Consider the following 23,106-nt stretch of genomic DNA (forward strand, 5'->3'; position numbering starts at 1 on the left):
TCAGCGGAGCGTGATGATGGCAAAGCCCCTGGTTGTCGTGATTCCCCATCAGCTCGGCCGGGCCGAGGCCCGCCGCCGGCTCGAGAACGGGATCGGCCAGGCGAAGGACATGCTGCAGAAGGCGGGCCTCAGCATGGCCGACGCGACCTGGAGCGGCGACCGTCTCTCCTTCCTGGTCGGCGCCATGAACCAGCGGGTCGACGGCGACATCGACGTCGAGGACGACGCGGTGCGGGTCGAGGTGCGGATGCCGCTGCTGCTGTCGCTCTTCGCCCACAAGGTGCAGCAGATCGTCAGCCAGAACGGCGCCAAGCTCCTGACCAAGCAGTAGGCCGGACGTTGCGGAACCGGGGCCCGGCGCCCCGGTTTGCCGTCGACAGACGAGAGGAGCGCTCGATGTCGAATCCCGGCCCGATCCCGGACCAGCCCTACGATCCCGTGCCCCCCACGCCGAGCCCTGGGAATCCCGGCCCGGACGTCCCGAATCCCGGCGGGCCCGACCTGCCGAGCGAGGCCCCGGGCGACCGGCCGGTCGAGATCCCGGTGAACGATCCCGGCAACTCGCCGGCGATCACCCCTGACCCTTCCCCGACCGGGCCCGCCAACCCGACGATGTAGGGCCGGTTCCTCACCGCCCCGCCGCGTAGCCCTGCATGCCGCGGGGATTGGCGGCGGCCCTGAGGCGGCGGCCGTCGCGGCTCGCCGCCGTCAGGCGTCCCTCCGACCAGTCGGACCCGACCTCGACGACGTGGCCGCGACGGCGCAACTCCGCCACGGTGTCGGGGCTGACCCGGTTCTCCACCACCACGACCCCCGGCCGCGCCGTGCGGGGCCAGAACGACGACGGGAAGTGCTCGGTGTGCCAGGCCGGCGCGTCGATCGCCGCCTGCAGGTTCATGCCCGCATGGACGTGGCGCAGGAAGAATTGCGGGATCCACTGGTCCTGCTGGTCGCCCCCCGGCGAGCCCCAGGCGAGGTAGGGGGCGCCGTCGCGCAGGGCCATCGTCGGCGACAACGTCGAGCGCGGCCGCTTGCCCGGGGCAAGGGCGGCCGGATGGGCCTCGTCGAGCACGAACATCTGCGCCCGCGTGCCGAGGCAGAAGCCGAGCGCCGGGATCACCGGCGAGGATTGCAGCCACCCGCCGGAGGGCGTGGCGGTGATCATGTTGCCGTGCCGGTCGATGATGTCGAAGTGGACCGTGTCGCCCCGCACCACGCCGGACCGGGCATCGTCCGGTGGCACCGTCGCGGCGATCCGGCCGACCGTCGGCTCGCCCGCCCCGGTGCTGCCGACCGCCGTGCGGGCGCCATCGCTCACCCGGGCGTCGAGCGCCTTGCCGAAGCCGGCAATCGTTCCGGGCCGCTGCTCCAGCGAGGCTGTGTCGCCGACGAGCCTGCGGCGCTCGGCGTTGTAGGTCTCGGACAGCAGCGTCTCGACCGGCACGTCCACGAAGGCGGGATCGCCGTAGAACGTGTCCCGGTCCGCGAAGGCGAGCTTGGCGCACTCGACCTGGAGGTGGATGAAGTCGGGCCCCGCCGGATCGAGCCCGTCGAGGGAAAAACCTTTCAGCAGGGCGAGCTGCTGCAGCGTCGCCAGCCCTTGCGTCCAGGGCCCGGCCTTCAGCACGGTGTAGCGGCCGTACTCGTACCCGATCGGGTCCTCGACGCTCGCCTGCCAGGCCGCCATGTCGGCGCCGGTGAGGAGGCCGCGGTGGGGCGTGCCCGTCACGTCCATCACCGGCTCACCGCGGCAGAACGTGTCGATCGCTTCCGCCACGAAGCCCTGCGACCAGATCCGGCGCGCCCGCTCGATCTCCTGCTCGCGCGTGCCGCCGGCGGCCTCGCGCACGATCCGGGCGTAGGTCTCGGCGAGCGCCGGGTTGGTGAACAGCGTGCCGGGGGCGGGCACGCCGCCGTCCTTGAGGTAGACGCGAGCGGAGCTCGGCCAGTGCTCGCGAAACAGCCCCTCGACGGTGGCGATGGTGGCCGAGACCCGCTCGACCAGCGGGAAGCCGTCGCGGGCGTAACCGATCGCCGCCTCGAGCACGTCGGCGAGGCGCCAGGTGCCGTGGTCGCGCAGGATCAGCATGTAGGCGTCGAAGGTGCCGGGCACGCAGGGCGCCAGCAGCCCGGTGCCCGGCACGAGGTCGAGGCCGAGATCGTCGCGCAGATGCGTGATGGTGGCGGCCTGCGGCGCCGGACCTTGCCCGCACACCACCTGCGGCCGGCCGACCCGGACGTCGTGCAGGATCACCGGCACGTCGCCGCCCGGCCCGTTGAGGTGCGGCTCGACCACCTGCAGCACGAAGGCCGTGGCGACCCCGGCGTCGAAGGCGTTGCCGCCCCGCTCCAGCACGCCCATGCCGACCGCGGTGGCGATCCAGTGCGTCGAGGCCACGACCCCGAAGGTGCCGTCGATCTCGGGCCGCGTGGTGAAGGGATCGGGGGTGACGAAGCTCATCGGGGGTCCTCTTCCGGGCGGTGCCCGTGGTCGCGGGCGACGCCCTGCCGGGCAGCACTGTAAGAGCCCGGTCGGGCTTGGGGGAGCCCCCACCGGCGGCAACCCTCCGCGCCCTCGGGCGCAGGGCTCGCCTTTCCCGGAGGCCTGCCGTAATCCCCGCCCATGGCCGCTCCTCCGCTCCTCACCCTCCAGGGCATCGCGCTCACCTTCGGCGGCACGCCGCTGCTCGCGGGCGCCGACCTCTCGCTCGCGCCCGGCGACCGCACCTGCCTCGTCGGCCGCAACGGCTCGGGCAAGTCGACCCTGCTCAAGGTCGCCGCCGGGCTGATCGAGCCCGACCGGGGCGTGCGCTTCCTGCAGCCCGGCACGACGGTGCGCTACCTCGCGCAGGAGCCGGATTTCGCGGACCACGCCACCACCCTGTCCTTCGTCGAGGCGGGACTGGGGCCGGGCGACGAGGCCTATCGCGCGCGCTACCTGCTGGAGAGCCTGGGGCTCACCGGCGAGGAGGACCCGGCGCGCCTGTCCGGCGGCGAATCGCGCCGGGCGGCGTTGGCCCAGGCGCTGGCGCCGGAGCCCGACATCCTGCTCCTCGACGAGCCGACCAACCACCTCGACCTGCCGGCGATCGAGTGGCTCGAGGCCGAGCTGAAGGGCAGCCGCTCGGCCCTGGTGCTGATCAGCCACGACCGGCGCTTCCTCGAGGCCCTGTCGCGGACGACCGTCTGGCTCGACCGCGGCACGACGCGGCGCCTCGAGCAGGGTTTTGCCGCCTTCGAGGCCTGGCGCGACCAGGTGTTCGAGGAGGAGGAGCGCGACCGCCACAAGCTCGACCGCAAGATCGCCGCGGAGGAGGACTGGCTGCGCTACGGCGTGACGGCGCGGCGCAAGCGCAACGTCAAGCGCCTCGCCGGCCTGCATGAGCTGCGCCGCAAGGCCCGCGAGCATCGCGGGCCCGTCGGCGCCGCGACCCTCACGGTGAGCGAGGCCGAGGCTTCGGGCTCGCTCGTGGTCGAGGCGCGCGCCGTCTCCAAGGCTTATGACGACCGCCCGATCGTCCGCGACCTGTCGCTGCGCATCGCGCGGCGCGACCGGCTCGGCATCGTCGGCGCCAACGGCACCGGCAAGACCACGCTGGTCAACCTGCTCACCGGCCGGCTCGCGCCCGATTCGGGCGAGGTGAAGGTCGGCGCCAACGTCACCCTCAACCTCCTCGACCAGCGCCGCAGCGCGCTGGATCCCGAGCGTACCGTCGCGGACGTGCTGACGGGCGGGGGCAGCGACAGCGTCCAGGTCGGCGGCCAGAGCCGGCACGTCGTCGGCTACATGAAGGACTTCCTGTTCTCGCCCGAGCAGGCGCGCACGCCCGTCGGCGTGCTCTCGGGCGGCGAGCGCAACCGGCTGCTCCTCGCCCGGGCGCTCGCCGATGCCGGCAACCTCCTGGTGCTCGACGAGCCGACCAACGACCTCGATCTCGAGACCCTCGACCTCCTGCAGGAGATGCTCGGCGACTATGCCGGAACCCTGATCCTGGTCAGCCACGACCGCGACTTCCTCGACCGGGTCGTCGACACCGTGCTGGTCTCGGAAGGGGAGGGGCGCTGGGTCGCCTATGCGGGCGGCTACAGCGACATGGTCGCCCAGCGCGGCGTCGGGGTGCAGGCCCGCGGGGCGGTGTCGCCCAAGGGCGCCGACAGGGCGGCGGGCAAGGACGCCCCGAAACCCGCGCCGAGCCGCGCGGCGGTCAGGCGCCGTCTCGGCTTCAACGAGCAGCACGAGCTCAAGACCCTGCCGGCCCGCATCGCGGCGCTCGAAGGCAACCGCGGCAAGCTGCGGGCCGCCCTCGACGACCCGACGCTCTACGCCCGCGATCCGGCCCGATTCGAGGCGATCTCCCGCACCCTGGAGACGACCGAGGCCGACCTCGCGAGCGCCGAGGAGCGCTGGCTCGAACTCGAGATGCTGCGCGAGGAACTCGAGGGCTGAGCCGCTCTCCCGGCCTGAGAATGAAGCAGGGTGCGCGCCGCGGGCGCCTCTGCGCGTCCGAGCGACGACAGCGTGACGGGCGCGATGACGAGGTTTCGCCGGCGAGCGCCACGGGTTTATCTGACTCGCGTAAGCTTTCGTGGCGTCCGTGCAACATTCCGGCTGAAACCCGGCGACTTGGCCGTTCCGGAAGCGGTTGCCAGTTGATCCGCGTTAGCGCCTCGCACATGGTGCCCTTGCACCGGGAACAACCCGGTGGGGCCGGCAGACATCCCGTGCAGGGGGCGCCGGTCGCAAGGGGAAAAGAGTGGCGTGGTTCGGCTCCGGTAGGATCGTCGAGACACAGTCGTTCACCCCCAGGGTCTCGAAACTTTGGAGGTCTCGATGAAGCTCGTGAAGAGCCTTCTGCTGGGTTCGGCCGCTGGCCTGACCGTCGTCGCGGGGGCGCAGGCTGCCGATCTGCCGGTCAAGAAGGCGGCGCCTGTTGAGTACGTTCGTGTCTGCTCGGCCTACGGGGCCGGCTTCTTCTTCATTCCCGGTACCGACACCTGCCTGCGCGTCTCCGGCCGCGCCCGCTTCGAAGCCGGCTACTCGCAGGGCTATCAGCGCGGCGGCAACAACGGCGACCTGATGGGCTACCGCGGCCTCGGCCGTCTCAACCTCGACGCCCGCACGCAGACCGCCTACGGCACGCTCCGCGCCTTCGTGCGCTTCGAGCTCGCCTCCCGCACCGGCGCCTACCTGAACTCGGGCACGCAGCAGCGCGCCGCCAACGCCTTCCCGGCGCTCGGCGTCGACACGTTCGGCCGCGCCCAGCAATACGTGAACGTCGACAAGGCCTTCATCCAGTTCGCCGGCCTCACCGCCGGTCGCGCGGCCTCGTTCTACGACTTCTACGCCCACGACTTCGAGATCATCGGCACCTCGCTGGGCTCGGACGTCTCCTCCACCAACCTGCTCGCCTACACCGCCACCTTCGGCCAGGGCTTCTCGGCGACGCTGTCGATCGAAGACCCGACGTTCCGCAAGAACCCGCTGTTCGGCACCGCCACCGCCGGCAACGCGGCGAGCCAGTTCGCGGTCTTCACCGCCGCGGCCGCCAACCTGAGCCCGGTCATCGCCTTCACCCCGGCCGGCGTGCCGGTCGGCGAGGCGTTCTACGACCTGCGCCAGACCAACCGCATGCCCGACTTCGTCGGCGTGCTGCGCTACGACGCCGCCTGGGGCTCCGCCCAGCTCTCGGCCGCCGTGCACGAGCTGAACGCCCAGAACGCCGCGACCGTCCTGACCTTCGGTGGTGCGGCCATCGCGCCCGGCACCGTCGTGTCCCCGCGCGTCAACACCGAGTACGGCTGGGCCGTGCAGGGCGGCGTGAAGTTCAACCTGCCGTTCATCGCTCCGGGCGACGCCCTGTACCTGCAGGGTTCGTACGGCGAGGGCGCCCAGATCTACACCGGCTACTCCCAGTACATCGGCACCTACACCGCCAGCGCCGGCAACACGCAGGGCTCGCCCTTCGCGACCTTCTTCACCGATGCCGCCGTCAATCCTCTGACGGGCAAGATGGAGCTGTCGACCAGCTGGACGGTGGTCGGTTCGTACCTGCACTACTGGACCCCCGAGTGGCGCTCGGCGATCATCGGCAGCTACGGCGAGATGTCGTTCGGCAAGACCAGCCGTGCGCTCCTCGGCGCGCTGAACTTCAACGGCCTGGGCAACCCGGTCAACAGCGCCGGCGCCTTCGCGTACAGCTCCGCGCTGCGTGACACGAGCCAGATCGTTGCCGGTGCGAGCATCATCTGGTCGCCGGTGAAGGACCTCGATATCGGTGTCGAGGGTCTCTACAACCGCGTCGACCTCAAGAACGGCCGCGTCGTCGACCAGAACAAGGCTCCGGGCGCCGTCCCGGTCGGCCTGACCGCCGCCGGCCTGCCGACCAACGCCGCCGGCGCGGTGCTGCCGACCACCAACTACGCGGACACGTTCCAGGTCCGCATGCGCGTCCAGCGCGACTTCTAAGCCGCGCCGGCGCCCCTCGGGGCGCCCGCGGACCAGCACTTCGGGGTCCCGGCGCGAGCCGGGGCCCCTTTTTTCTTGCCGGGTACGCCGCCTTGCTGATGCCGGAAACCGGCGCCAGGGTATGGCCTTGCGCGGTGCCCGCGAGCGGGCCGCGCCTTTCTTCCGCGACGAGGTCCTTTCGGTGGCGATGCGCTCGATCGGCTGGCTCGCCGGCCTTCCCTTCCTGGCCGGTGCCTGGGCGGCCGCGACGGTCTGGGCCGAGCCGCGGCTCGAATCCGCCCTGGAGGCACCCGCCGGTGCCGTCGCGGCCGCGACCGGCCGGGACGGGGCGGAGCCGTGGCTGCGGGTCGAGGCGCGGGGCCGCGACCTCGTGGCGGGCGGCGAGGCGCCGGGGCAGGCCGCCCTCGATGCGGCCCGCGCCGCGCTCGCCGCCATCCCGGGCCAACGTCGGATCGTCGACCGCCTCGGCCTCGTCGCCGCGGTCTCGCCCTTCACCTGGGCAGCCGCCCACCGCAGCCCGGACCGCCTCGACCTCATCGGCCACCGCCCGGCGGAGATCGGCCGCGCCGCCCTGGGCCAGGCCCTGAGCGCCGGCCTGCCCGCCGACCTCGCCTTGCGCGACGTGGCGCGCGCTGCCCGCGGCGCCCCTGAGAACTTCTCCGATGCCGCCCGCTTCCTCGTCGCGCAGGTCCTGCACCTGAAGCCCGGCGCCGCCGCGGCGCTGAGCGACCGCGTCCTCTCGGTCCGCGGCGAGGCGGCGAGCGTCGAGGCCTATGCCGCCCTGCAGGCCGACCTCGCCCGCCCGCCCGCCGGCTTCACGGTCGGCGAGGTCGCGGTCGAGCCGGCCTTGGTCTCGCCCTTCCTCTGGTCGGCCACCCGCGGCCCCGACGGCATCCGCCTCGACGGCTACGCCGTATCGGAGGCCGACCGGGCCGCGATCCTGGCCGCCGCGCGCGGGATCGCCGAGGGCGCCCCGGTGACCGACGCGATGCGCACCGCCCGCGGATTGCCGGCCGGGATCGACGCCAGGGCGCTCACCGACCGCGCCTTCGAGGCCCTCGCCCTGGTGCGGGACGGCAGTGTCGCCCTCGACGGGTCCACCCTGTCGATCCGGGGCGCGGCCATCGACGCCCAGGCGGTGCGCGAGGCCGATGCCCTCGTCACCGGCAGCCTGCCGGCCGGCGTGACCCGCGGCACGGTCGACCTGACGGCGAGCCCGGTCTCGCCCTACCGGGTCACGATCCGGCGCGGACCCGATTCGTTCACGCTTACCGGCCACCTGCCGGACACGGAAGCCCGCAATGTCCTGCGTGCGGCGCTCCGGCCCTCCCTCTACGGCGAGCGGGTGATCGACCGCACCCGCCTCGCGGAGGGAGCGCCGCCGGCGCTCCTCGCGGCCCTGACCGCCGGGATCGGCGCCCTCGGCCAGCTCGCCGAGGGCGAGGTGACGGTGCGCGACCAGAGCCTGCGCATCGCCGGCGAGGGGCTCTACCCCGAGAGCGTGCGCCGCCTCGCGGCGGACGCCGCGCGCCTCGCGCCCGCCGGCTGGCGCACCGAGGTCGCGGTGCAGGCCCGCGGCGCCGCCCCGCCCCGGGATCCGGCTGCCTGCCGCGAGACCTTCGCGGCCCTGGCGACGGAGCCGACCCTGCGCTTCGATCCCGGCAGCGCCGATCTGAAGCCGGCCTTCTATTCCGTCCTCGACGAGGTCGCGAGCCTCGCCCGCGCCTGCCCGCAGGCCCGGATCGAGGTCGCCGGCCACGACGACCCGCCGGGCTCCGCCCCGCCGCCGGTGCCCAAGGAGCCTGCGCCCAAGGAGCCGGCGAAGGAGACGCCCAAAGGCAAGGCCGCGGCGAAACCCGGCAAGACCGCCGAGAAGACCATCGAGAAATCCGCCGAGAGGCCGACCATGCCGGATCCCGGCCTGCCGCAGCGGCGGGCCGCCGCCATCGTCGACTACCTGCTCAAGGCCGGCATCCCGGCGGGCCGGATCGCTGCCGCCCCGGCCGAGACGCCCACCGACCGCCGGGCCATCGCCTTCGCGCTGCGCTCCTGAGGGTCCCGTGCTGCTCCTCGTCTCCGTCGCCTGGCCGGGCCTCCTCGCGGCTTTCCTGATCGGCGCCGGTACCGGCCGCTGGGCCGGTCCGCCGGCCGGCCGCCTCCCGAGCCTCGCCGCCGCCCTCGTGGCGCTCCTCGTCCTCGTGGCCGGGGCGGCGTCCCTCGCCGGGCTCGCCCCCGGGCCGCTCGCGGTGCCGGGGCGGGAGGGGTTCTGGGTCGAAACCGCCGCCCTGATGCTGGCTGGCTACCTCGCCGGCTGCATCCTCGGGGCCGCTTTGCCGCGGCGGGCGTGAGGGACCGGGCGCGGCCGGCAGCCGCGCCCGGACCGTCTCACCGCTGCCCGGCCTGCTGCTGGATCAGCGGGGTGATGCGGCGCACGGTGACCCGGCGGTTCTCCCGCGCGGGCCCTTGCGTGTTCACCTTCAGGTACTGCTCGCCGTAGCCCTGCGTGGTCAGGTTCTCCGGCGGCACCCGGAAGTCGCGGGTCAGCACCTCGGCCACCGACTGGGCGCGCCGGTCGGAGAGCGAAAGGTTGTCGACGTCGGCGCCGACCGCGTCGGTGTGGCCCTCGATCAGGAACACCTCCTGCGGGTTGGTCTGGATCGCCTGGTTGATCGCCCCCGCGATGGTCTCGAGCCGGCGCGCCTGCTCGGGCGACACCTCCCACGACCCGGTGTCGAAGGTGATGGTGTCGATGTCGACGCTGCGCATCCGGGCGCGCAGGCTCTGGCTGTAGCGCACCTCGTCGAGGGTGTAGCGCCGCTCTACCGGCGCCACCGGCGGGGCGGTCAGCGCCTCGTAGATCGCGCCGCGGTCCGCGCGCTCCGCCTCCACGACGTAGCGCTCGCGCGGAATGCGGATGTCGGGCGGCGGCAGCACCACCACGTCCTGCGCGAAGGACCGCCGCGGCCCGGCGTAGCTGTTGTCGATCAGCACCACCTCGCGCCCGTCCGGGCCGCGGCGATAGCGCCGCAGCAGCCGGCCGTCATCGTCCACCACCGTGAAGACCTGAGTGCCGCCGGGGCGGTCGATGATCGTCACGGTGTCGCGGCCGCGCCGCTCGATGCGGGCGTCGCGGTCGAGCAGGCGGAAGCGCTCGGTCTCGTCGTGGCGCAGGAAGTAGCGGTCGTCGTCGCGCACGATCACGCGGCCGGGCTCGCGGATGGTCAGGCGGCCGCCCTCGTTGTACTCGCGCCGGGCGCGGCGGACCTCCTCGTAGCTGCGCACGTCGACGTCGCCGCGGCGGAAGCCGCCCGGGACGTAATCGGGCGCGTCGCGGCGATAGCCGCCCGGCAGGTCGCCGCGGTCGTCGAGGCCGCGCCGGTCGCCGTCCCGGCGATCGGGATCGCGGCGATCCAGATCGCGGCGGTCGCCGTCGCGCCGGTCGAAGCCGCGCCGGTCGCCGTCCCGGCGATCGGGATCGCGCCGGTCGAAGTCCCGGCGATCCTGGTCGCGCGGGTCGCGGCCATCCCGGCCGTCGGTCGGTGCACCGGCGCCTCCGGGCACGAAGGGACGGCCGGGCAGGCCGGGCTGCTGATTCGGGGGAAGCGGCGCGCCGTTCGGGCCGGCGCCGGGAGCGTCCGGCCGGCCCGGCGCACGCCCGGGAGCACCCGGCCGCGACTCGCCGGCCGGCGGGCGACTCGCCGGTTCGTCGGGCCCGCCGGCGGGCGCACGGCCCGGCGCCCCGGGTTGCCCCGGCCCGCGTTGGGCAGGGCCGCCGGGCGTGTCGGGTCCGCGGCGGTCGTCGCGCGGGTCCGGCCGCTCGTCGCGGCGATCAGGCCGCTCGTCGCGGCGGTCGGGTCGGGCGTCCGGCGCCGGGCGCTCCCGCTGTTCGGGCCGCCCGGCGGGGCCGCGCTCGGGCGCGCGGTCCGGAGCCGGCGGCCGGCCGGGCTCCTCGCCGCGGGGCCCACGGGGCTCCTGACGCTCGCGAGGTTCCTGGCGCTCTCTCGGCTCCTGCCGCTCGCGCGGCGCTTCGGGGCGTTCCGGCCGGCCCTGCGGAGAGCGCTCCTGAGGCTCCGGCCGCTCCTGGCGCCCGCGGGGCTCCGGCCTCTCGCGGGGCTCGGGTCTCTCGCGGGGCTCCTGGCGCTCCTGCCGGGGCTCCGGCCGCTCCCGCGGCTCGGGCCGTTCCGGGCGCTCGGCGGGCGCGCGCTCCGGCCGGGGGCTGGGCCGCTCTTGGCGGGGTTCTTGGCGGGGCTCCTGCCGGGGCTCCTGCCGCTCCTGCCGCGGCTCCGGACGCTCGGCCGGGCCGCGCTCGGGCCGCCCCCCGCCGCCCGGTCCGCCGGGACCGCCCGGGCCACCGCGCTCGCCCGGGCCACCCGGCCCGCCCTGGGCCAGCCGGATCACGTCGTCGCCTCGCGCCGCCGCCTGGCTCGTCGCGGGAAGGGGCTGGAGCAGCAGCGCCGGCAGGATCGTGCCGGTCAGCAGCAGCGCGCGGGCAGAACGCATCAGGGAACCTCTCGTCCGTCGTCGGTCCCTTCGAACTTCGTGACGGCGAGATGGTTCCCGTTGGTCAACCCCGCGGCCTACGGGGTGGCGACCGGCCCGGCGCCCGGGGTCGCGACGCCGGAGGCCGCCGCCTGCGGGCCGTCGGCCCTGGCGGCGAGCGGCACCGGGATGAGGTTGGGGGCGATGATCCGCACGCCGGGACGCTCCTCGGGCTGCGCCGGCCGACCCGTATCCGGGGTCTCCGCGGCGCTCTCCTCGCTCCGCGCCGCGGCGGTGGCGGCCAGCGCCGCCGCGGCCTTGTCGGCACGGCCGACGAGGGTCAGCCGCACCTTCGGCCGCGACATCGCCTCGGCCTGGGCCGGGGTGACGAAGATGTCGCCCTTGTGGCGCACCAGCATGCTCTCGGCCTTGGCCAGCGCCTGCGCCCAGGTCTGCGTGCCCTTGCACGAGCAGTTCGGCACGAAGGCCTTCTGGAACTTGAAGGCGTTCGGCAGGGCCGTGTAGGCGCGCCGGGTCTGGACCGCCGCGGCCTGGGTCAGGCCGTTGTCGGTCGGCGGCATCGAGTAGGCTGCGGCCTCGGTGCCGGGGCAGAGCGCCTGGCACATCTCGTCGGCGCCCTCCCGCCCATCGGGCAGGTTCGGCATCGGGAAGTACGCGCCGTCGCACATCCGCACGCAGATCACCTGCGAGCCGCCGCGGGCGAAGCCCTCGGCCGGCGGCTTCTCGGCGGCGCGCTGCGGGCTCGGCAGGCCGGTGCAGGCGTCCTTCACGGCAGCGATGAGCTGCTCGCGGCGGGCGTTCGACACCTCGCGGGCGCCGGCACCATAGCCGGCGTTGAGGGCGCGGATGCGCTGCTCGACCTGGGCGCATTGCGGCGGCCGCATGTCGAAGAACAGGAAGCGCCCGCCCTCGCAGCCGATCGACTGGCGGTAGGCGACGAGCTGCTGGATCTCCTCGATCTGGCCGCGGTTGGAATCCCGCTGCAGGCCGGCGAGCTCGGCGCGGTAGCGCTGGCAGGCGGCCGCGTTGGGCTCGGCCAGGGCAGCCTGGCACAAGGAAAGTGACGCAAGGACGCCGGCGATGAGCCGGACCGTGAGGCGGAGCAGCGGCATGGCGTTCGGGGACCGGCCGGTATGCGGACAAGACCCGCCCGCGCGGACGCGGCGGACGAGCAGGGGCTGTCCCGCACGGGTGAACGGCAAGCGTGGCGGGACGGGATCGTTCTAGCCGCCCTCGCCGCCGCGCGACAGCCTCCCTACATACGTTAAGCCTGTTCACGGAAAGGTTGACGCGATGGTGTGGCGGCGGGGTCTCAGGGCGGTCTGCGCGGTGGCCTGGCTCGGGGCAGCCGCCGGTACGGCGGCCGCGCAGGAGCCGGACCGGATCTTCGACAAGTCGACGGTGTGGCGGCCGCTCACGCCCAACGACAAGCTCGTGGTCTACGGCATCGACGATCCCGACGTGGACGGGGTGGCCTGCCACTACACCCAGCCGGAGAAGGGCGGGATCAAGGGTACCCTCGGCCTCGCCGAGGAGGTCTCGGACATCTCGCTGTCCTGCCGGCAGGTCGGGCCGGTGAAGATCAAGGACAAGATCAAGCAGGGCGAAGTCGTGTTCAGTGAGCGCCGCTCGCTGATCTTCAAGAGCATGCAGATCGTGCGCGGCTGCGACGTCAAGCGCAACACCCTGATCTACATGGTCTACTCCGACAAGGTGGTGGAGGGCTCGCCGAAGAACTCGACCTCGACGGTACCGCTGATGCCATGGGGGACGGAGCCGCCGCCGAAATGCGGCGACTTCCTGAAGGGGTGAGGAGCGGATCGGGCCGGGAGGCAGCACCTCCCCGGCTCCCGCCTCCCTTAGGGTAGCCGTGGCCGGTCCTGCGGCGTCTGCGCACCGCCGCTCACGGCAGCGGCGCCCGCGCACCTTGCGCCACCGCCTCCCGGCGCCAGGTCGACGGCTGGTCCGACGCGCCCGTGCCGAGCGGGCACTGCACCATCACGCTGTCGGCCCAGCGGCCGTAACGGTAGGCCACCGCCGGCAGGTGGCCGACCTTGGCGAAGCCGCAGGCCTCGTGCAGGCGCAAGGACGCCGCGTTCTCGGCGTCGATGTAGCCGATCATCTGGCGGTAGCCGCCGGCGGCGCAGGCCTCGATCAGGGCCGGCAGCAGGCGCCGGCCGATCCCCGCGTGCAGGTGGCCGGGATGGACGTAGATCGAGTGCTTGAGGGTGTAGCGGTAGGCCGGGCGCTTGCGGAACGGCACCGCGTAGGCGTAGCCGGCCACCACCCCGTGGCGCTCGGCCACGAGGTGGGGCAGGCGCTTGGAGCGCATGTTCTTGCGCCGGCGCTTGAGGTCGTCCGGCAGCAGCCTGTCCTCCTCGAAGTCCCCGGTATCGCCGACGCCGTGGCGGATGTGATGCTCGTAGATCTCGATCATCGCCGGCACATCCGCGTCGGTCGAGGGCCGGATCACGATCCCGGGCTGGGTCGAGGCGGCCTCCATCAGCGCCCGTCCCGCAGCACGTAGGTGTAGAAGCGGATGCGCCCGTCGGGCTCGACCTGGCGGTAGACGCCCTGGATCTCCGCCTCGAAGCCCGGAAACAGGTTGGCGGCGGACTCGAACATCGTGAAGTAGTCGAGCATGGGCTTGGCCCGCCCGTCGAGCCGCTCGCCCGGCAGCACCGTGCCGATGCCCGGCGGATAGACCAGCATCAGGGTGGTGGCGATCCGCCCCGCGGCCTCGGTAATGGGCACGAAGTCGACGTTGTTGCGCGTCAGCATCTGCGCCGCGGCCTTCGGCGGCATCACCATCTCGGGCAGGTGCTCGGGGGCGAACTGCTTGCGCTGCAGGCTGGATGTGCCCGATTGCCGGTGGAAGGCGTGGTAGTCGGCGCAGAGATCGCGCAGGCGCACGCCGCCGTAGCGCTGCGGCCGGCGCCGGACGAACTCGGGCATCGCTTCCTCCAGGAGCACGTTGTCGTCGTGCAGGCGCTTGAAGGCGACGAGGCCGGAGATCAGCGTGCCGGCCTTCGAGGATTCGACGCCGGGCGTCAGCAGGAAGAGCAGCGAGTTGAGGTCGTTCTTCTCCGCCACGATCCGGTTCTCGCGCAGGTACTGGGCGACGATCGGCGCCGGCACGCCGTGCTCGGTATATTCCCCGGTCTGCCGGTCGAAGCCGGGAGTGAGCACCGTGAGCTTGTTCGGGTCCGTCATCGCGTAGCCCGGCGCCACGTGGGTGAAGCCGTGCCAGCGCGCCCCGGGCTTCAGCTCCCAGTGCCGCGGGTCCGAGGCGAGCTCGTCGGTCGGCAGGCTCTCCCACGGCACCTCGGCGCCGCCGGCTCCCGTCGCCATGTCGGGCACGAAGGGGTCGAAGAACCAGCGCCTTCTCGGATCGCGCTCGTTCTCCTCGAACTCCCGGCGGATCGCCCGCACCTTCTTGCGCCACTCGATGCCGAGCCGGATCGTGTCGTCCCACAGGATCATGCCGGAGCGCCCCTTCATCATCTGGGCGCCGACGTCGAGGGAGGCGAAGAGGGGGTAGAACGGCGAGGTCGAGGCGTGGACGAGGAAGCTCTCGTTGAGGCGCCGGTGCTCCACGCGCCGCGTCTGGCCGCGGATGTGGCCGTCCTTGGTGTGGATCTGCGAGGCCTGGCTGAAGCTCGCGAGCTGCTTGTGGGTCGATTGCGTGGCGATGATGCCGGGCGAGGTCTCGTCGAGCCCGGTCAGCCCCATGGCGTAGCGGCCCTGGAATAGCGGGTGGAACTTCATGAAGCCGGCCCAGGCCTCGTCGAACAGGATGTAGTCGCAGAGATGGCCGATCCTCGCGACGATCTCGCGGGCGTCGTAGATCGTGCCGTCATAGGTGCATTGCTCGATCACCGCGACGCGGAACGGGCGCTCCTTGCGCCAGGCCTCGCGGTCCTTGACCAGCGGGTTGTCGCGGATCTTCTGCCGGATGCGGTCCTCGTCGAGGGCCTCGTGGAAGATCGGGCCGATCAGCCCGTAGGCGTTGCGGTCGGTCTCGAGGAAGATCGGGATGCCACCGCCGAGGAAGAGCGCGCCGTGATGCGCCGCCTTGTGGTTGTTGCGGTCGAACAGCACCAGGTCGTCCTCGGCGACGAGAGAGGACAGCACGATCTTGTTCGAGGCCGAGGTGCCGTTGAGGACGAAGTAGGTCTTCTCCGCCCCGAAGATCTGGGCCGCCTCCTTCTGCGCCTTGAGCGCCGGGCCCTCGTGGGTCAGGAGATCGCCGAGGTCGAGGACCGAGTTGTCGAGGTCGTCGCGAAAGATCGCCTCGCCCAAGTGCTCGACGAAGATGCGCCCGATCGGCGAGCGGTTGTAGAAGATGCCGCCGTTGTGGCCGGGGCAGGTCCAGAGCTGGTTGCCCTTCTCGGCGTAGTCGACGAGCGCGCCGAAGAACGGGGTCTTCAGGGTCTCGGCATACTGGGTCACCCGGCTGACGAGGCCGCGGGCGATGAATTCCGGCGTCTCCTCGGCGAGGAAGATGTACCCGTCGATGAAGTCGAGGAGCTCGACGGGGATGTCCTCCAGGCGCTTGCGCCGGACCATGATGACGATCGGCATCTCGAGGCCGCGCTTGCGCATCATGTCGATGAGCGCCGCCGCCTTGCCGTCGAGGCCGCGCTTGCCCCAGTCCACCACCAGGCAGCCCACCGCCGCGTCGGTCTGCACCGTGATCGCCGCGTCCTCGACCCGCCGCGCCCGCACCACCTCGAAGCCGCGCTCCTCGACCGCCGCGACGATCTGGTTGACGCGGGCGCCCTCCAGGTCGTCCGGGTCGAAGGCCGGCGTGCACATCAGCACGGTGAAGCGGCGGTGGAAGTCCATCGGGCGGGGCTCCTGTCCCTGGCGGAATGGCTTGCGTGTCGGCCGCTCGCGTGACGATCCGATGACAGCGGCGGGCCTCACCCGTCCCGCAGGAGGGCCGCGAGCGCGGTGCTCAGGGCGGCGTAGCCGCTCGCGTTGAGATGGAGCCGGTCGGGTTCGAGGCCGGCGGCGGGATCGGGCGAGAGGGCGGCGTCGCAGTCGAGGAGGCGGAGCGCGTCGCGGCCCGCCAAGGCCCCGATGGCGTCATTGAGGGCGAGGCGGTCGGCCTCGCCGCGCCCCGGTGGGGGCGCCCGCCATGGCACGGTGGCCAGCACGACCACCGAAGGGGCCCAGGCGGCCCGCATCGCCGCCACCAGGGCGGCGAGGCCGGTCGAGACGGTGTCCGGATCGTCGCCCTCCGCGAAGCTGTTGGTGCCGACCATCGCGACGGCGAGGCGGGGCCGGATGGCAAAGGCCGCCATCGCGGCGAGGCGCCAGCGGGTGGTCTGCACCCGGTCGCCGGGAAGGCCGAGATTGAGCGTCGGCACGCCGGTGGCGCGGTCGAGGTCCGGCCCGGGCCAGCCGGCGGCGAGCGAATCGCCGAGGATCACCGCCTCGGGCGCCGGCCCGGCGGCGAGGCGCGCCAGCATCGCGTGGTGATGACGAAGGCCCGTGTCCTTCAGCGGCGGGGCAGGGGGGCGAGCGTCGTTCATCGGGGAGCCTGCCGTAATCCCAGCCGCTCCAGCACCTGGCGGCCGATCACCGGCGTATAATGCAGGTTGTCGAGCCAGGCCGCCGTCGAACCGGCGGCGGGATCGAAGGGATAGGGATTCCCGAGGTCGGTGAGGTCGCGAACCGGCCGCCCGCGGGCGGCGCAAAGCCGCATCACCGCCGCACGCCAGCGGTCGAAATCGTCGGTGAGCCCGAGATCGGCGAGGACCCGCCGCTGCGCGTCGCTGACCGGCGAGAGGTAGACGGTCAGCGCGACGCCCGAGAGCCGGTCGAGGGCGAGGTCGAGGCCCGCCAGGGTCTCGGGCCGGAACGGCACGGTGGTGCGCCGGCGCGTGGCGTCGTTCTCACGCGTCAGCGCCGGGGGCAGGGGCGGGTTCCGTCGGAAGCCGGCGCGGGTCCAGGCGCCCGGATCGTCGCCGCCCGCGACCGCCGCGAGCCGGCTGTCCTCAAGGGCATAGCGGCCGAGCACGCTGCCCATCAGCGCCGCGACCCGGCCGCTCGGCGTGGCGAGCGCCTCGTCGAGATGCACCGGCACGCTCGGGCGCGAGAACATGTAGTAGTCGAGCCCGAGCGTCGCCCGGGCCGGCGCGCGCGCGGCGACCACCGCGGCGATCACCGGCAGTTCCGTGGCGATCAGCGCCGAGATGCCGGTGTTGAACACCCGGGGCGCCGGCACGGCCGTGACGTCGTCGGGGTCGAGGCCGTGATAGACCGTCGAGCTGCCGATGAGCGCGAGGTCGTAAGGCCGCGTCAGCGCCTGCAGCACCTTGGCCCGGCGGGTCTGCCGGTCGAGAAGGCGGCTGTTGCCGCCGGTCTCACGCAGCCAGGGCGGATCCTGGCGGAAGACCCAGTAGGCGTCGAACCAGATCACCCGCCCGGCGATCGCGGTGGCGAGGAGCGCGAGGCAAGCCGCCGTGAGCGCGAGGTAGCGGCGGGAGGCCGCCTCAGAACCGGGCATAGATGAAGGCCTGGTTGGCGTCGTTGCCGACCTGAAGCAGGACCAGGGCCAGCACCAGGGCGGTCGCGGCGGCGGCCCAGCCCTGCGGGATCAGGCGCTCCGCCGCCTCGCGGGCGGTGGGGCCGAGAACCGCCAGGACGGCGGCGCCGGCGGCCAGCGGCCAGAACGCGGCCGCGACCCCGGTGGTGTCGGTGCCGAGGCCGAGGAGCCCGCGATAGACCGCGAGCGCGGTGGCGAAGTCCGGTGCCCGGAACAGCACCCAGGCGAGGCACACGAAGGTGAAGGTCGCGACGACGCCCGCCGCCTCCGGCAGGGCGAGACCGGCGCGGCGCCACAGGACGTGAAGCCCGAGCGCGAGCCCGTGCGCCGCCCCCCAGGCCACGAAGGTGAGCCCGGCCCCGTGCCACAGGCCGCCGAGCGCCATGGTGGCCAAGAGCGCGAGGAGCTGGCGCGGCAGCCCGTGCCGGCTGCCGCCGAACGGGATGTAGAGGTAGTCGCGCAGGAAGGCCGACAGGGTGATGTGCCAGCGCCGCCAGAAATCCTGGATCGAGGCCGCCCGGTACGGCGCCCGGAAGTTGTCCGGCAGGCTGATGCCGAACAGGAGCGCGAGGCCGAGCGCCATGTCGGTGTAGCCCGAGAAGTCGAAATAGAGCTGGAGCGCATAGCCGAGGGTCGCCTGCGTCGCCGCCGCGAAGCCGGGCTGCCCGCCCGCCGCCGCGGCCGCCCAGACCGGATCGACGAAGCTGCCGAGCCCGTCGCCGAGGAAGACCTTCTTGGCGAGGCCCGCCGTCAGCAGCGTCACCCCGCAGGCGGCGCGGTCGGCCGACGTCGCCTCGGGGCCGCGCAACTGGCCCAGAAGCTCGGAGGGCTGCACCAGCGGCCCGGCGATCACCCGGGGGAAGAACGCGACATAGACGGCGTATTCGGGGAGCGTCATCCGCTCGGCCGTGCCGCGCCGCAGGTCGACCAGGTAGGCGACGTGCTGGAAGGTGAAGAACGAGATGCCGAGCGGCAACGCCAGCGCCACGAGCGGCAGGTCGGCCCCGGTCGCGGCATCGACGAGCGCTGCGAAGAAACCGAGATACTTGAACAGCCCGAGCAGCCCGAGGTCGAGGACGATCGCCGAGGTCAGGATTCCGGCGCGTCCGGTCCGCCGCCAGATCTCACCGGCGAGCCAGTTGAAGGCGATCGAGCCGGCGAGCAGCGGCACGAAGCGCAGGTCCCACCATCCGTAGAAGGCGAAGGACAGGAGAGCGAGCCAGGGGACGCGCCAGCCCGGCCGCCTCGCCACGCAGAGGGCGTGCAGCCCGAGCGCCACCGGCAGGAACAGCAGCAGGAACGGGAGGGAGTTGAAGGGCATGGCGGCGCCTCGCCGATCGTCAATCGGCGGTAGAGCAAGTTCGGTTCCGGGGAAAGTGTCGGCCTGCGGGACGGAGCGCCGGCGCGGGTCCGGCATCGGCGCCGTTGACTCAGCATCCCGCGCCGTCGCTGCCCCGGCTCGGCCTTCGGCGCCAGAGTAGGCTGCACTAATCGCTCCTCGGCGCAAGGCTTGGGTGAATCTCGGGATCCGGCGGACCGCCACGGCGTGCCGCGAAGCTGCCGGTTTATCAAAAGCATCTGTGGGAAATTCCGGGGTGAATAGGTCGGGACGGGTTGAAACCGCGGCGCGATGCCCGATATCGCAGCCATGCCCGTCGAACGGGTGCGTAAAATTAGGACGATTATCCGTGTCGCAAGAAAATCTGGTCCAGGAGGTCGATTTCGTCGCCCTCGCCGCCGATGTCGTCGCCGCCTACGTGGCCAACAACTCCGTCCCGGCCGCGGATCTCGCCGGCCTGATCGGCACCGTGCACAGCGCTTTCGTCACCCTCGGCCAGCCGATGGCCAAGGAGGCGGAGAAGCCGGTTCCGCTGATGCCGATCAAGAAGACGGTGACCCCGGACTACCTGATCAGCCTCGAGGACGGGAAGCAGTACAAGTCGCTCAAGCGCCACCTCTCGACCCGCGGGCTCACCCCCGAGGAGTACCGGCGCAAGTGGGGCCTGCCTCACGACTACCCGATGGTCGCGGCCAACTACGCCGCGCAGCGCTCGGAACTCGCCAAGAGCATCGGCCTCGGGCGGGGCCGCACCGTTGCGGCGGCCGCCAAGCGCGCCGCGTCCGACGCCGTCGTGAAGGCGTCGGTCGCCGAGGCGAAGCCGGCCCGCCGCGGCCGCGGCCGGAGCGCCTGAAGCCGGCCTGCTGCCCGGCGGTTCATCGGGACCGGTGAGCGCCGCCCTCCGGGCGGCGGCTCATCGGGCGCGTGTCCCACGGGGGCCGAGCGGGCGCATCACGCGGCCGCCGGATCATGCTGGCCGCGGTCGAGGGTGAACAGCGAGAACCCCGCGTGGGGCACGCGCCCTTCCTTGTAGCCGCTCTGCAGGAAATGCAGCTGGGCGCTGGCGATGGCGCCGGTGCGGATCGCCTCGCGGACATCCGGATAGGCGTCGAGGTAGAAGGCCTCGTCGACAGGGATCGCGTAGGGCAGCTTGCCCTCGAAATAGCCGTGCTTGACGAAGTGATCCTTGGCCGACGCGAATGCGCCGGCGGCCACGGCCTCCTGCACGTCGCGATGACGGTCGAGATACCACACCTCATCGACCGGTACATGCTGCAGCATCTGCTGCAGGATGCCGAAGAACATATCCTTCCTGACAAGGACGCACTCTTCGTTCGTGCTCGTCCTGAAGTCGCTGATGTCGTCCCTCAGACTTGACCACAAAGACATGAAGGAGCCCCGATTCCGCAAGTTGACGCGGCCACGGAGTCGATTTCCGTGGCGTTTTACGTCGAGTTTTTTATTTTTGCTTCCCACGGTATATATTTTTCTGACGCAATGTCAAGCCGTCCTGGCAAGATCGGCCGTCTGAAAAATCCTGGTGCCTCGTGCAACGTGCATGGCATGCCCTAGCGCAACTTCTCCGCATCGGTGTCCGCCCCGGTCATTGAGCACACTGACGACATGATCATGACGGCCGCGCGCATGACCGGATCGGAACTCTGCGATTGAATTGTGCCCCGGTGCTGCGTGACCGGATCCACCCCGCCCCCGCCACGCTTCCACGTCCCGGGGATCTGCGCCGGTGGCCCGGCGGTCCGGCTCAGAGCAGCTCGCCGTGCCACGCGGCCAGGCCGGCGGCCGGTCCTGGGCCGAGAACCGGGTGTGCCTCCCCTCGTTCAAACCCCCCGCCCTGCGTGCGCCGCGCGCGGCGGTACTCTCCGGGCGGCACGCCGAACGTCTCGCGGAACACCCGTCCGGCATGGCTCGGCGACGTGAAGCCGGCCGCGGCGGTGAGCTCGTCGATCGTGCGGTCCTCACCCACCCGGGACAGGGCGCGGCGCAGACGCAGGACGCGCTGGCTTTGCACGAAACGGGCCACACCGCCCGCGGGCTCGAACAGCCGGTAGAGCACGCTGCGCGACAGGCCGGCCCCGGACGCGATGGCGGCGGCGGTCAGGTCGCGATCCGCGAGATGCTGCGCGATGAAGGCGACCGCTCGGGCGCGGTCGCGGCCGGCCGCGACCGCGGGCGGCATCGGCGCGGCCCGGTCGCGCAGGGAGGCCAGGGTCGCACCGAGCACGAGGCCGAGGGAATCCGTCGCGGCGGCTGCGAGATCCGGCGTCAGCGTCGCCGCATGCGCCGCCAGGGAGCGCACGAGGTCGATCGCCAGGCCCGCCTCTGCGGGCCCGAGAACGCGACCGTGCAGGTCGAGCCCGTCCAGGACCGACGGGCCGAGGCGATCCCGGGCGACCGCGGCGGTGACGATGTGCGCACCGTCGGTCCAGGTCCGCTGCGGCCGGGTGAGGTCGAACAGGGCCAGGCCGCCGGCCTCGACCCGGCGCACCGTCCCGGGCACCTCCAGCATCATGCTGCCGGAGAGGACGAGGTGGATTGTGACGTGGTCGAAGCCGTCGCGGGCGACCCGGCGCGGGCTGCGGACGTGCGACACGCCGGCAAGGCGGCGGTCGAACAGGAGCAGCCGCGGCAGCCGGTGGGCGACGACCTCCGTCCGCAGCGGACCCGGCCGGCGGTCGACGTCGGCCCCTCCGCTGTAGAGCCTGCGGTAGGCCTCGAAGGCGGCCTCATCGCCGGCCGGATCCGGGCTCAGGGTGATCGTGTCCATCGCGCGCTCGCGGGGCCGAGCGGCGGCCGGCCCGCATCGGCTCCACCGCGGTCGTCCTGCCGCCGTAGAGGAGAGCGCACGCGACGGCAATGATACCGACGGCATAGGCCGTGGCGTTGGTCGCCAGCAGGGCAAGGCCGAGTCCTGCCTCGCCGAACACACGGTCCGCCAGGAGCCCGACCGTCGGGGGCCCGACCCCGAATCCCGCCAGGGTGATGCCGGCCATGAACGGTGCGGTGACGCGGCCCCGCAGGCCGCGCGGCGTGACGATCTGGAGGCCGGCGAGCGTCGCGACCGAGCCGATGCCGAGGCCGAAGACCATCGCGGCGAGCGCGGCGAGCCCGAGGACGGGGCCGTCCGCGAGACCGGCGAGGACGGCGAACGGCAAGGTGCCGACGAGGGAGCCGAGGAGCAAGGCTCCGCCGGGCAGGCCGCCTCCGGCCCGTCGGTCGAGCAGGCGGCCGCCTGCGATCTGGCCGAGCGGCGCGGCGGCGGCGACGACGAGGCCGAACAGCATGCCGGCGGAGGAGAGCGGCAGGGCGAAGCGGCGCACCAGGAGCGTGACCGCCCAGGCATTGGTCGTCTGGACGACGAGCGTCACGGCCGCACCTCCGAGGGTCAGGGCGGCGTAGCGGCCGGCGTGGCGGACGAGCCAGGGACCGACGCGCGCCGGCCGACGCGCCCCTCCCGCGCCCTCGCGCCCGGGATCGGAAAGGCGCAGGAGCAGGAGCGCCAGGACGAGGTTCGGCAGGGCGCTCAGCAGGAAGAGCACCCGCCAGGCCGCGACCGGGCCGCCGATTCCCACCGGCACCGTCGCGGGCAGCACCGCCAGGAGCCCGCCGCCCAGGATCAGCGCCGCGCCGCGCCCCAGGACGGCGCCGGCGGTGTAGAGCGAGACGCCGCGCCCGATCTGATCGCGCGGCTGGCGGGCGGCGATGAGCGCGAGGGCGGCGGGGGTGAGGGCGGCCTGGCCGAGGCCCAGCAGCAGCCGGGCGAGGACGAACTCGCCGAGATCCGTCGCCAGCCCGCAGGCCAGGGAGGCGACGCTCCAGACCAGGATCCCGCCGGCGATCAGGCGCGGGCGGTGGACCCGGTCGACCAGCGGACCGGCCAGGAGCGTCGCGACGGTGTAGGCCGCCACGAAGGCGGTGCCCTGCGAGAGGCCGAGCTCGAAGTCGCTCAGGCGCAGGTCGGCCTTGATCGCCGGGGCGACCAGGGCGGCGAGGAACCGGTCCGCGAAGGCGAGGAGATGAGCGCCGGCAAGCAGCCAGACGCCCGGCCAGGCCGGCGCGAAGGGAAGCCGCATGAGGTCGCCGTCTCCGCTCAGGAGGCCGGCGCGCCGAGACCCGGCGCGCCGCCGCTCGGGTGCCGGTCGATGCGGCAGGCGTCGCGGCGGGGATCGTTCATGGCGTGGCAGCTCTCGATGCGTGGAGACAAGGCTGCCGGCGATGCCGGCGCGC

At 73.0% G+C, this 23,106-nt stretch carries 19 protein-coding genes; 8 read left to right on the forward strand and 11 right to left on the reverse strand.

What is annotated here, in order from left to right; all coding sequences use genetic code 11:
* The first annotated feature begins 13 nt into the window (after positions 1-13).
* Positions 14-331, forward strand: coding sequence for a polyhydroxyalkanoic acid system family protein (locus EU555_RS09435; RefSeq protein WP_425375100.1), 318 nt, complete (start codon positions 14-16; stop codon positions 329-331).
* Between the two features lie 65 nt (positions 332-396).
* On the forward strand, positions 397-618 hold the full coding sequence (locus EU555_RS09440) for a hypothetical protein (protein WP_135414413.1): 222 nt from the start codon (positions 397-399) through the stop codon (positions 616-618).
* 10 nt (positions 619-628) lie between these two features.
* Here the strand turns inward: EU555_RS09440 and EU555_RS09445 are convergent, their stop codons facing one another.
* A complete protein-coding gene (locus EU555_RS09445; protein WP_135414414.1) occupies positions 629-2,461 on the reverse strand; it encodes a gamma-glutamyltransferase family protein in 1,833 nt (610 codons plus the stop codon).
* A gap of 162 nt (positions 2,462-2,623) precedes the next feature.
* Between EU555_RS09445 and EU555_RS09450 the strand changes: the two genes are divergently transcribed.
* From EU555_RS09450 to EU555_RS09465, 4 genes are all read left to right on the forward strand, one after another.
* On the forward strand, positions 2,624-4,447 hold the full coding sequence (locus EU555_RS09450) for an ABC-F family ATP-binding cassette domain-containing protein (protein ID WP_135414415.1): 1,824 nt from the start codon (positions 2,624-2,626) through the stop codon (positions 4,445-4,447).
* A gap of 384 nt (positions 4,448-4,831) precedes the next feature.
* Entirely contained in the window at positions 4,832-6,466 is a 1,635-nt protein-coding gene (locus EU555_RS09455; protein WP_135414416.1) for a porin, read from the forward strand.
* A gap of 121 nt (positions 6,467-6,587) precedes the next feature.
* Positions 6,588-8,519 (forward strand): OmpA family protein, encoded by a 1,932-nt coding sequence (locus EU555_RS09460; protein ID WP_245524218.1) that lies wholly within the window; start codon positions 6,588-6,590, stop codon positions 8,517-8,519.
* A gap of 7 nt (positions 8,520-8,526) precedes the next feature.
* Positions 8,527-8,814, forward strand: a complete 288-nt coding sequence (locus tag EU555_RS09465; protein ID WP_135414417.1) for a hypothetical protein — start codon at positions 8,527-8,529, stop codon at positions 8,812-8,814.
* 37 nt (positions 8,815-8,851) lie between these two features.
* Here EU555_RS09465 and EU555_RS09470 read toward each other — a convergent pair whose 3' ends face one another.
* A complete protein-coding gene (locus EU555_RS09470; protein ID WP_135414418.1) occupies positions 8,852-10,966 on the reverse strand; it encodes an OmpA family protein in 2,115 nt (704 codons plus the stop codon).
* A 77-nt stretch (positions 10,967-11,043) separates the two neighbouring features.
* Positions 11,044-12,078, reverse strand: a complete 1,035-nt coding sequence (locus EU555_RS09475) for a DUF2865 domain-containing protein (RefSeq protein WP_135414419.1) — start codon at positions 12,076-12,078, stop codon at positions 11,044-11,046.
* Positions 12,079-12,259: 181 nt separating this feature from the next.
* Here EU555_RS09475 and EU555_RS09480 point away from each other — a divergent pair, with 181 nt between their 5' ends.
* Complete coding sequence (locus tag EU555_RS09480; protein ID WP_135414420.1) at positions 12,260-12,778, forward strand: CreA family protein; 519 nt, start codon at positions 12,260-12,262, stop codon at positions 12,776-12,778.
* A gap of 91 nt (positions 12,779-12,869) precedes the next feature.
* On the opposite strand, the gene EU555_RS09485 is transcribed toward EU555_RS09480, so the two are convergent.
* The 5 genes from EU555_RS09485 to EU555_RS09505 form a co-directional block, all read right to left on the reverse strand.
* Complete coding sequence (locus EU555_RS09485; RefSeq protein ID WP_135414421.1) at positions 12,870-13,469, reverse strand: GNAT family N-acetyltransferase; 600 nt, start codon at positions 13,467-13,469, stop codon at positions 12,870-12,872.
* Positions 13,469-15,814, reverse strand: coding sequence for an Orn/Lys/Arg family decarboxylase (locus EU555_RS09490; protein ID WP_135414422.1), 2,346 nt, complete (start codon positions 15,812-15,814; stop codon positions 13,469-13,471). The genes EU555_RS09485 and EU555_RS09490 overlap by 1 nt, the downstream gene beginning before the upstream one ends.
* Before the next feature lie 77 nt (positions 15,815-15,891).
* A complete protein-coding gene (locus EU555_RS09495) occupies positions 15,892-16,506 on the reverse strand; it encodes an SGNH/GDSL hydrolase family protein (RefSeq protein ID WP_135414423.1) in 615 nt (204 codons plus the stop codon).
* On the reverse strand, positions 16,503-17,483 hold the full coding sequence (locus EU555_RS09500; RefSeq protein ID WP_135414424.1) for a hypothetical protein: 981 nt from the start codon (positions 17,481-17,483) through the stop codon (positions 16,503-16,505). The genes EU555_RS09495 and EU555_RS09500 overlap by 4 nt, the downstream gene beginning before the upstream one ends.
* Complete coding sequence (locus EU555_RS09505; protein ID WP_135414425.1) at positions 17,470-18,843, reverse strand: MBOAT family O-acyltransferase; 1,374 nt, start codon at positions 18,841-18,843, stop codon at positions 17,470-17,472. Before EU555_RS09505 ends, EU555_RS09500 begins: the two co-directional genes overlap by 14 nt.
* A gap of 367 nt (positions 18,844-19,210) precedes the next feature.
* On the opposite strand from EU555_RS09505, the gene EU555_RS09510 reads away from it, so the two are divergent.
* On the forward strand, positions 19,211-19,714 hold the full coding sequence (locus tag EU555_RS09510; protein WP_135414426.1) for a Ros/MucR family transcriptional regulator: 504 nt from the start codon (positions 19,211-19,213) through the stop codon (positions 19,712-19,714).
* A 98-nt stretch (positions 19,715-19,812) separates the two neighbouring features.
* Here the strand turns inward: EU555_RS09510 and EU555_RS09515 are convergent, their stop codons facing one another.
* The 3 genes from EU555_RS09515 to EU555_RS09525 all read right to left on the reverse strand — a co-directional run bounded on the left by EU555_RS09515 (position 19,813) and on the right by EU555_RS09525 (position 22,952).
* The gene (locus EU555_RS09515; protein WP_135414427.1) at positions 19,813-20,166 is read right to left on the reverse strand and encodes a hypothetical protein; all 354 of its coding nucleotides are present in this window, start codon (positions 20,164-20,166) and stop codon (positions 19,813-19,815) included.
* 457 nt (positions 20,167-20,623) lie between these two features.
* Complete coding sequence (locus EU555_RS09520; protein ID WP_167858498.1) at positions 20,624-21,646, reverse strand: helix-turn-helix domain-containing protein; 1,023 nt, start codon at positions 21,644-21,646, stop codon at positions 20,624-20,626.
* Positions 21,606-22,952, reverse strand: a complete 1,347-nt coding sequence (locus tag EU555_RS09525) for an MFS transporter (RefSeq protein WP_167858499.1) — start codon at positions 22,950-22,952, stop codon at positions 21,606-21,608. Before EU555_RS09525 ends, EU555_RS09520 begins: the two co-directional genes overlap by 41 nt.
* Positions 22,953-23,106 lie beyond the last annotated feature (154 nt).

This window comes from Methylobacterium nonmethylotrophicum, from assembly GCF_004745635.1.
Classification (GTDB): Bacteria; Pseudomonadota; Alphaproteobacteria; order Rhizobiales; family Beijerinckiaceae; genus Methylobacterium; species Methylobacterium nonmethylotrophicum.

Bases quoted from the DNA above. Each gene is read 5' to 3' on its own strand.
- EU555_RS09435 (WP_425375100.1), top strand. From the start codon at position 14: ATGATGGCAAAGCCCCTGGTTGTCGTGATTCCCCATCAGCTCGGCCGG.
- EU555_RS09440 (WP_135414413.1), top strand. From the start codon at position 397: ATGTCGAATCCCGGCCCGATCCCGGACCAGCCCTACGATCCCGTGCCC.
- EU555_RS09445 (WP_135414414.1), bottom strand. From the start codon at position 2,461: ATGAGCTTCGTCACCCCCGATCCCTTCACCACGCGGCCCGAGATCGAC.
- EU555_RS09450 (WP_135414415.1), top strand. From the start codon at position 2,624: ATGGCCGCTCCTCCGCTCCTCACCCTCCAGGGCATCGCGCTCACCTTC.
- EU555_RS09455 (WP_135414416.1), top strand. From the start codon at position 4,832: ATGAAGCTCGTGAAGAGCCTTCTGCTGGGTTCGGCCGCTGGCCTGACC.
- EU555_RS09460 (WP_245524218.1), top strand. From the start codon at position 6,588: ATGGCCTTGCGCGGTGCCCGCGAGCGGGCCGCGCCTTTCTTCCGCGAC.
- EU555_RS09470 (WP_135414418.1), bottom strand. From the start codon at position 10,966: ATGCGTTCTGCCCGCGCGCTGCTGCTGACCGGCACGATCCTGCCGGCG.
- EU555_RS09475 (WP_135414419.1), bottom strand. From the start codon at position 12,078: ATGCCGCTGCTCCGCCTCACGGTCCGGCTCATCGCCGGCGTCCTTGCG.
- EU555_RS09480 (WP_135414420.1), top strand. From the start codon at position 12,260: ATGGTGTGGCGGCGGGGTCTCAGGGCGGTCTGCGCGGTGGCCTGGCTC.
- EU555_RS09485 (WP_135414421.1), bottom strand. From the start codon at position 13,469: ATGGAGGCCGCCTCGACCCAGCCCGGGATCGTGATCCGGCCCTCGACC.
- EU555_RS09490 (WP_135414422.1), bottom strand. From the start codon at position 15,814: ATGGACTTCCACCGCCGCTTCACCGTGCTGATGTGCACGCCGGCCTTC.
- EU555_RS09495 (WP_135414423.1), bottom strand. From the start codon at position 16,506: ATGAACGACGCTCGCCCCCCTGCCCCGCCGCTGAAGGACACGGGCCTT.
- EU555_RS09500 (WP_135414424.1), bottom strand. From the start codon at position 17,483: ATGCCCGGTTCTGAGGCGGCCTCCCGCCGCTACCTCGCGCTCACGGCG.
- EU555_RS09505 (WP_135414425.1), bottom strand. From the start codon at position 18,843: ATGCCCTTCAACTCCCTCCCGTTCCTGCTGCTGTTCCTGCCGGTGGCG.
- EU555_RS09515 (WP_135414427.1), bottom strand. From the start codon at position 20,166: ATGTTCTTCGGCATCCTGCAGCAGATGCTGCAGCATGTACCGGTCGAT.
- EU555_RS09520 (WP_167858498.1), bottom strand. From the start codon at position 21,646: ATGGACACGATCACCCTGAGCCCGGATCCGGCCGGCGATGAGGCCGCC.
- EU555_RS09525 (WP_167858499.1), bottom strand. From the start codon at position 22,952: ATGCGGCTTCCCTTCGCGCCGGCCTGGCCGGGCGTCTGGCTGCTTGCC.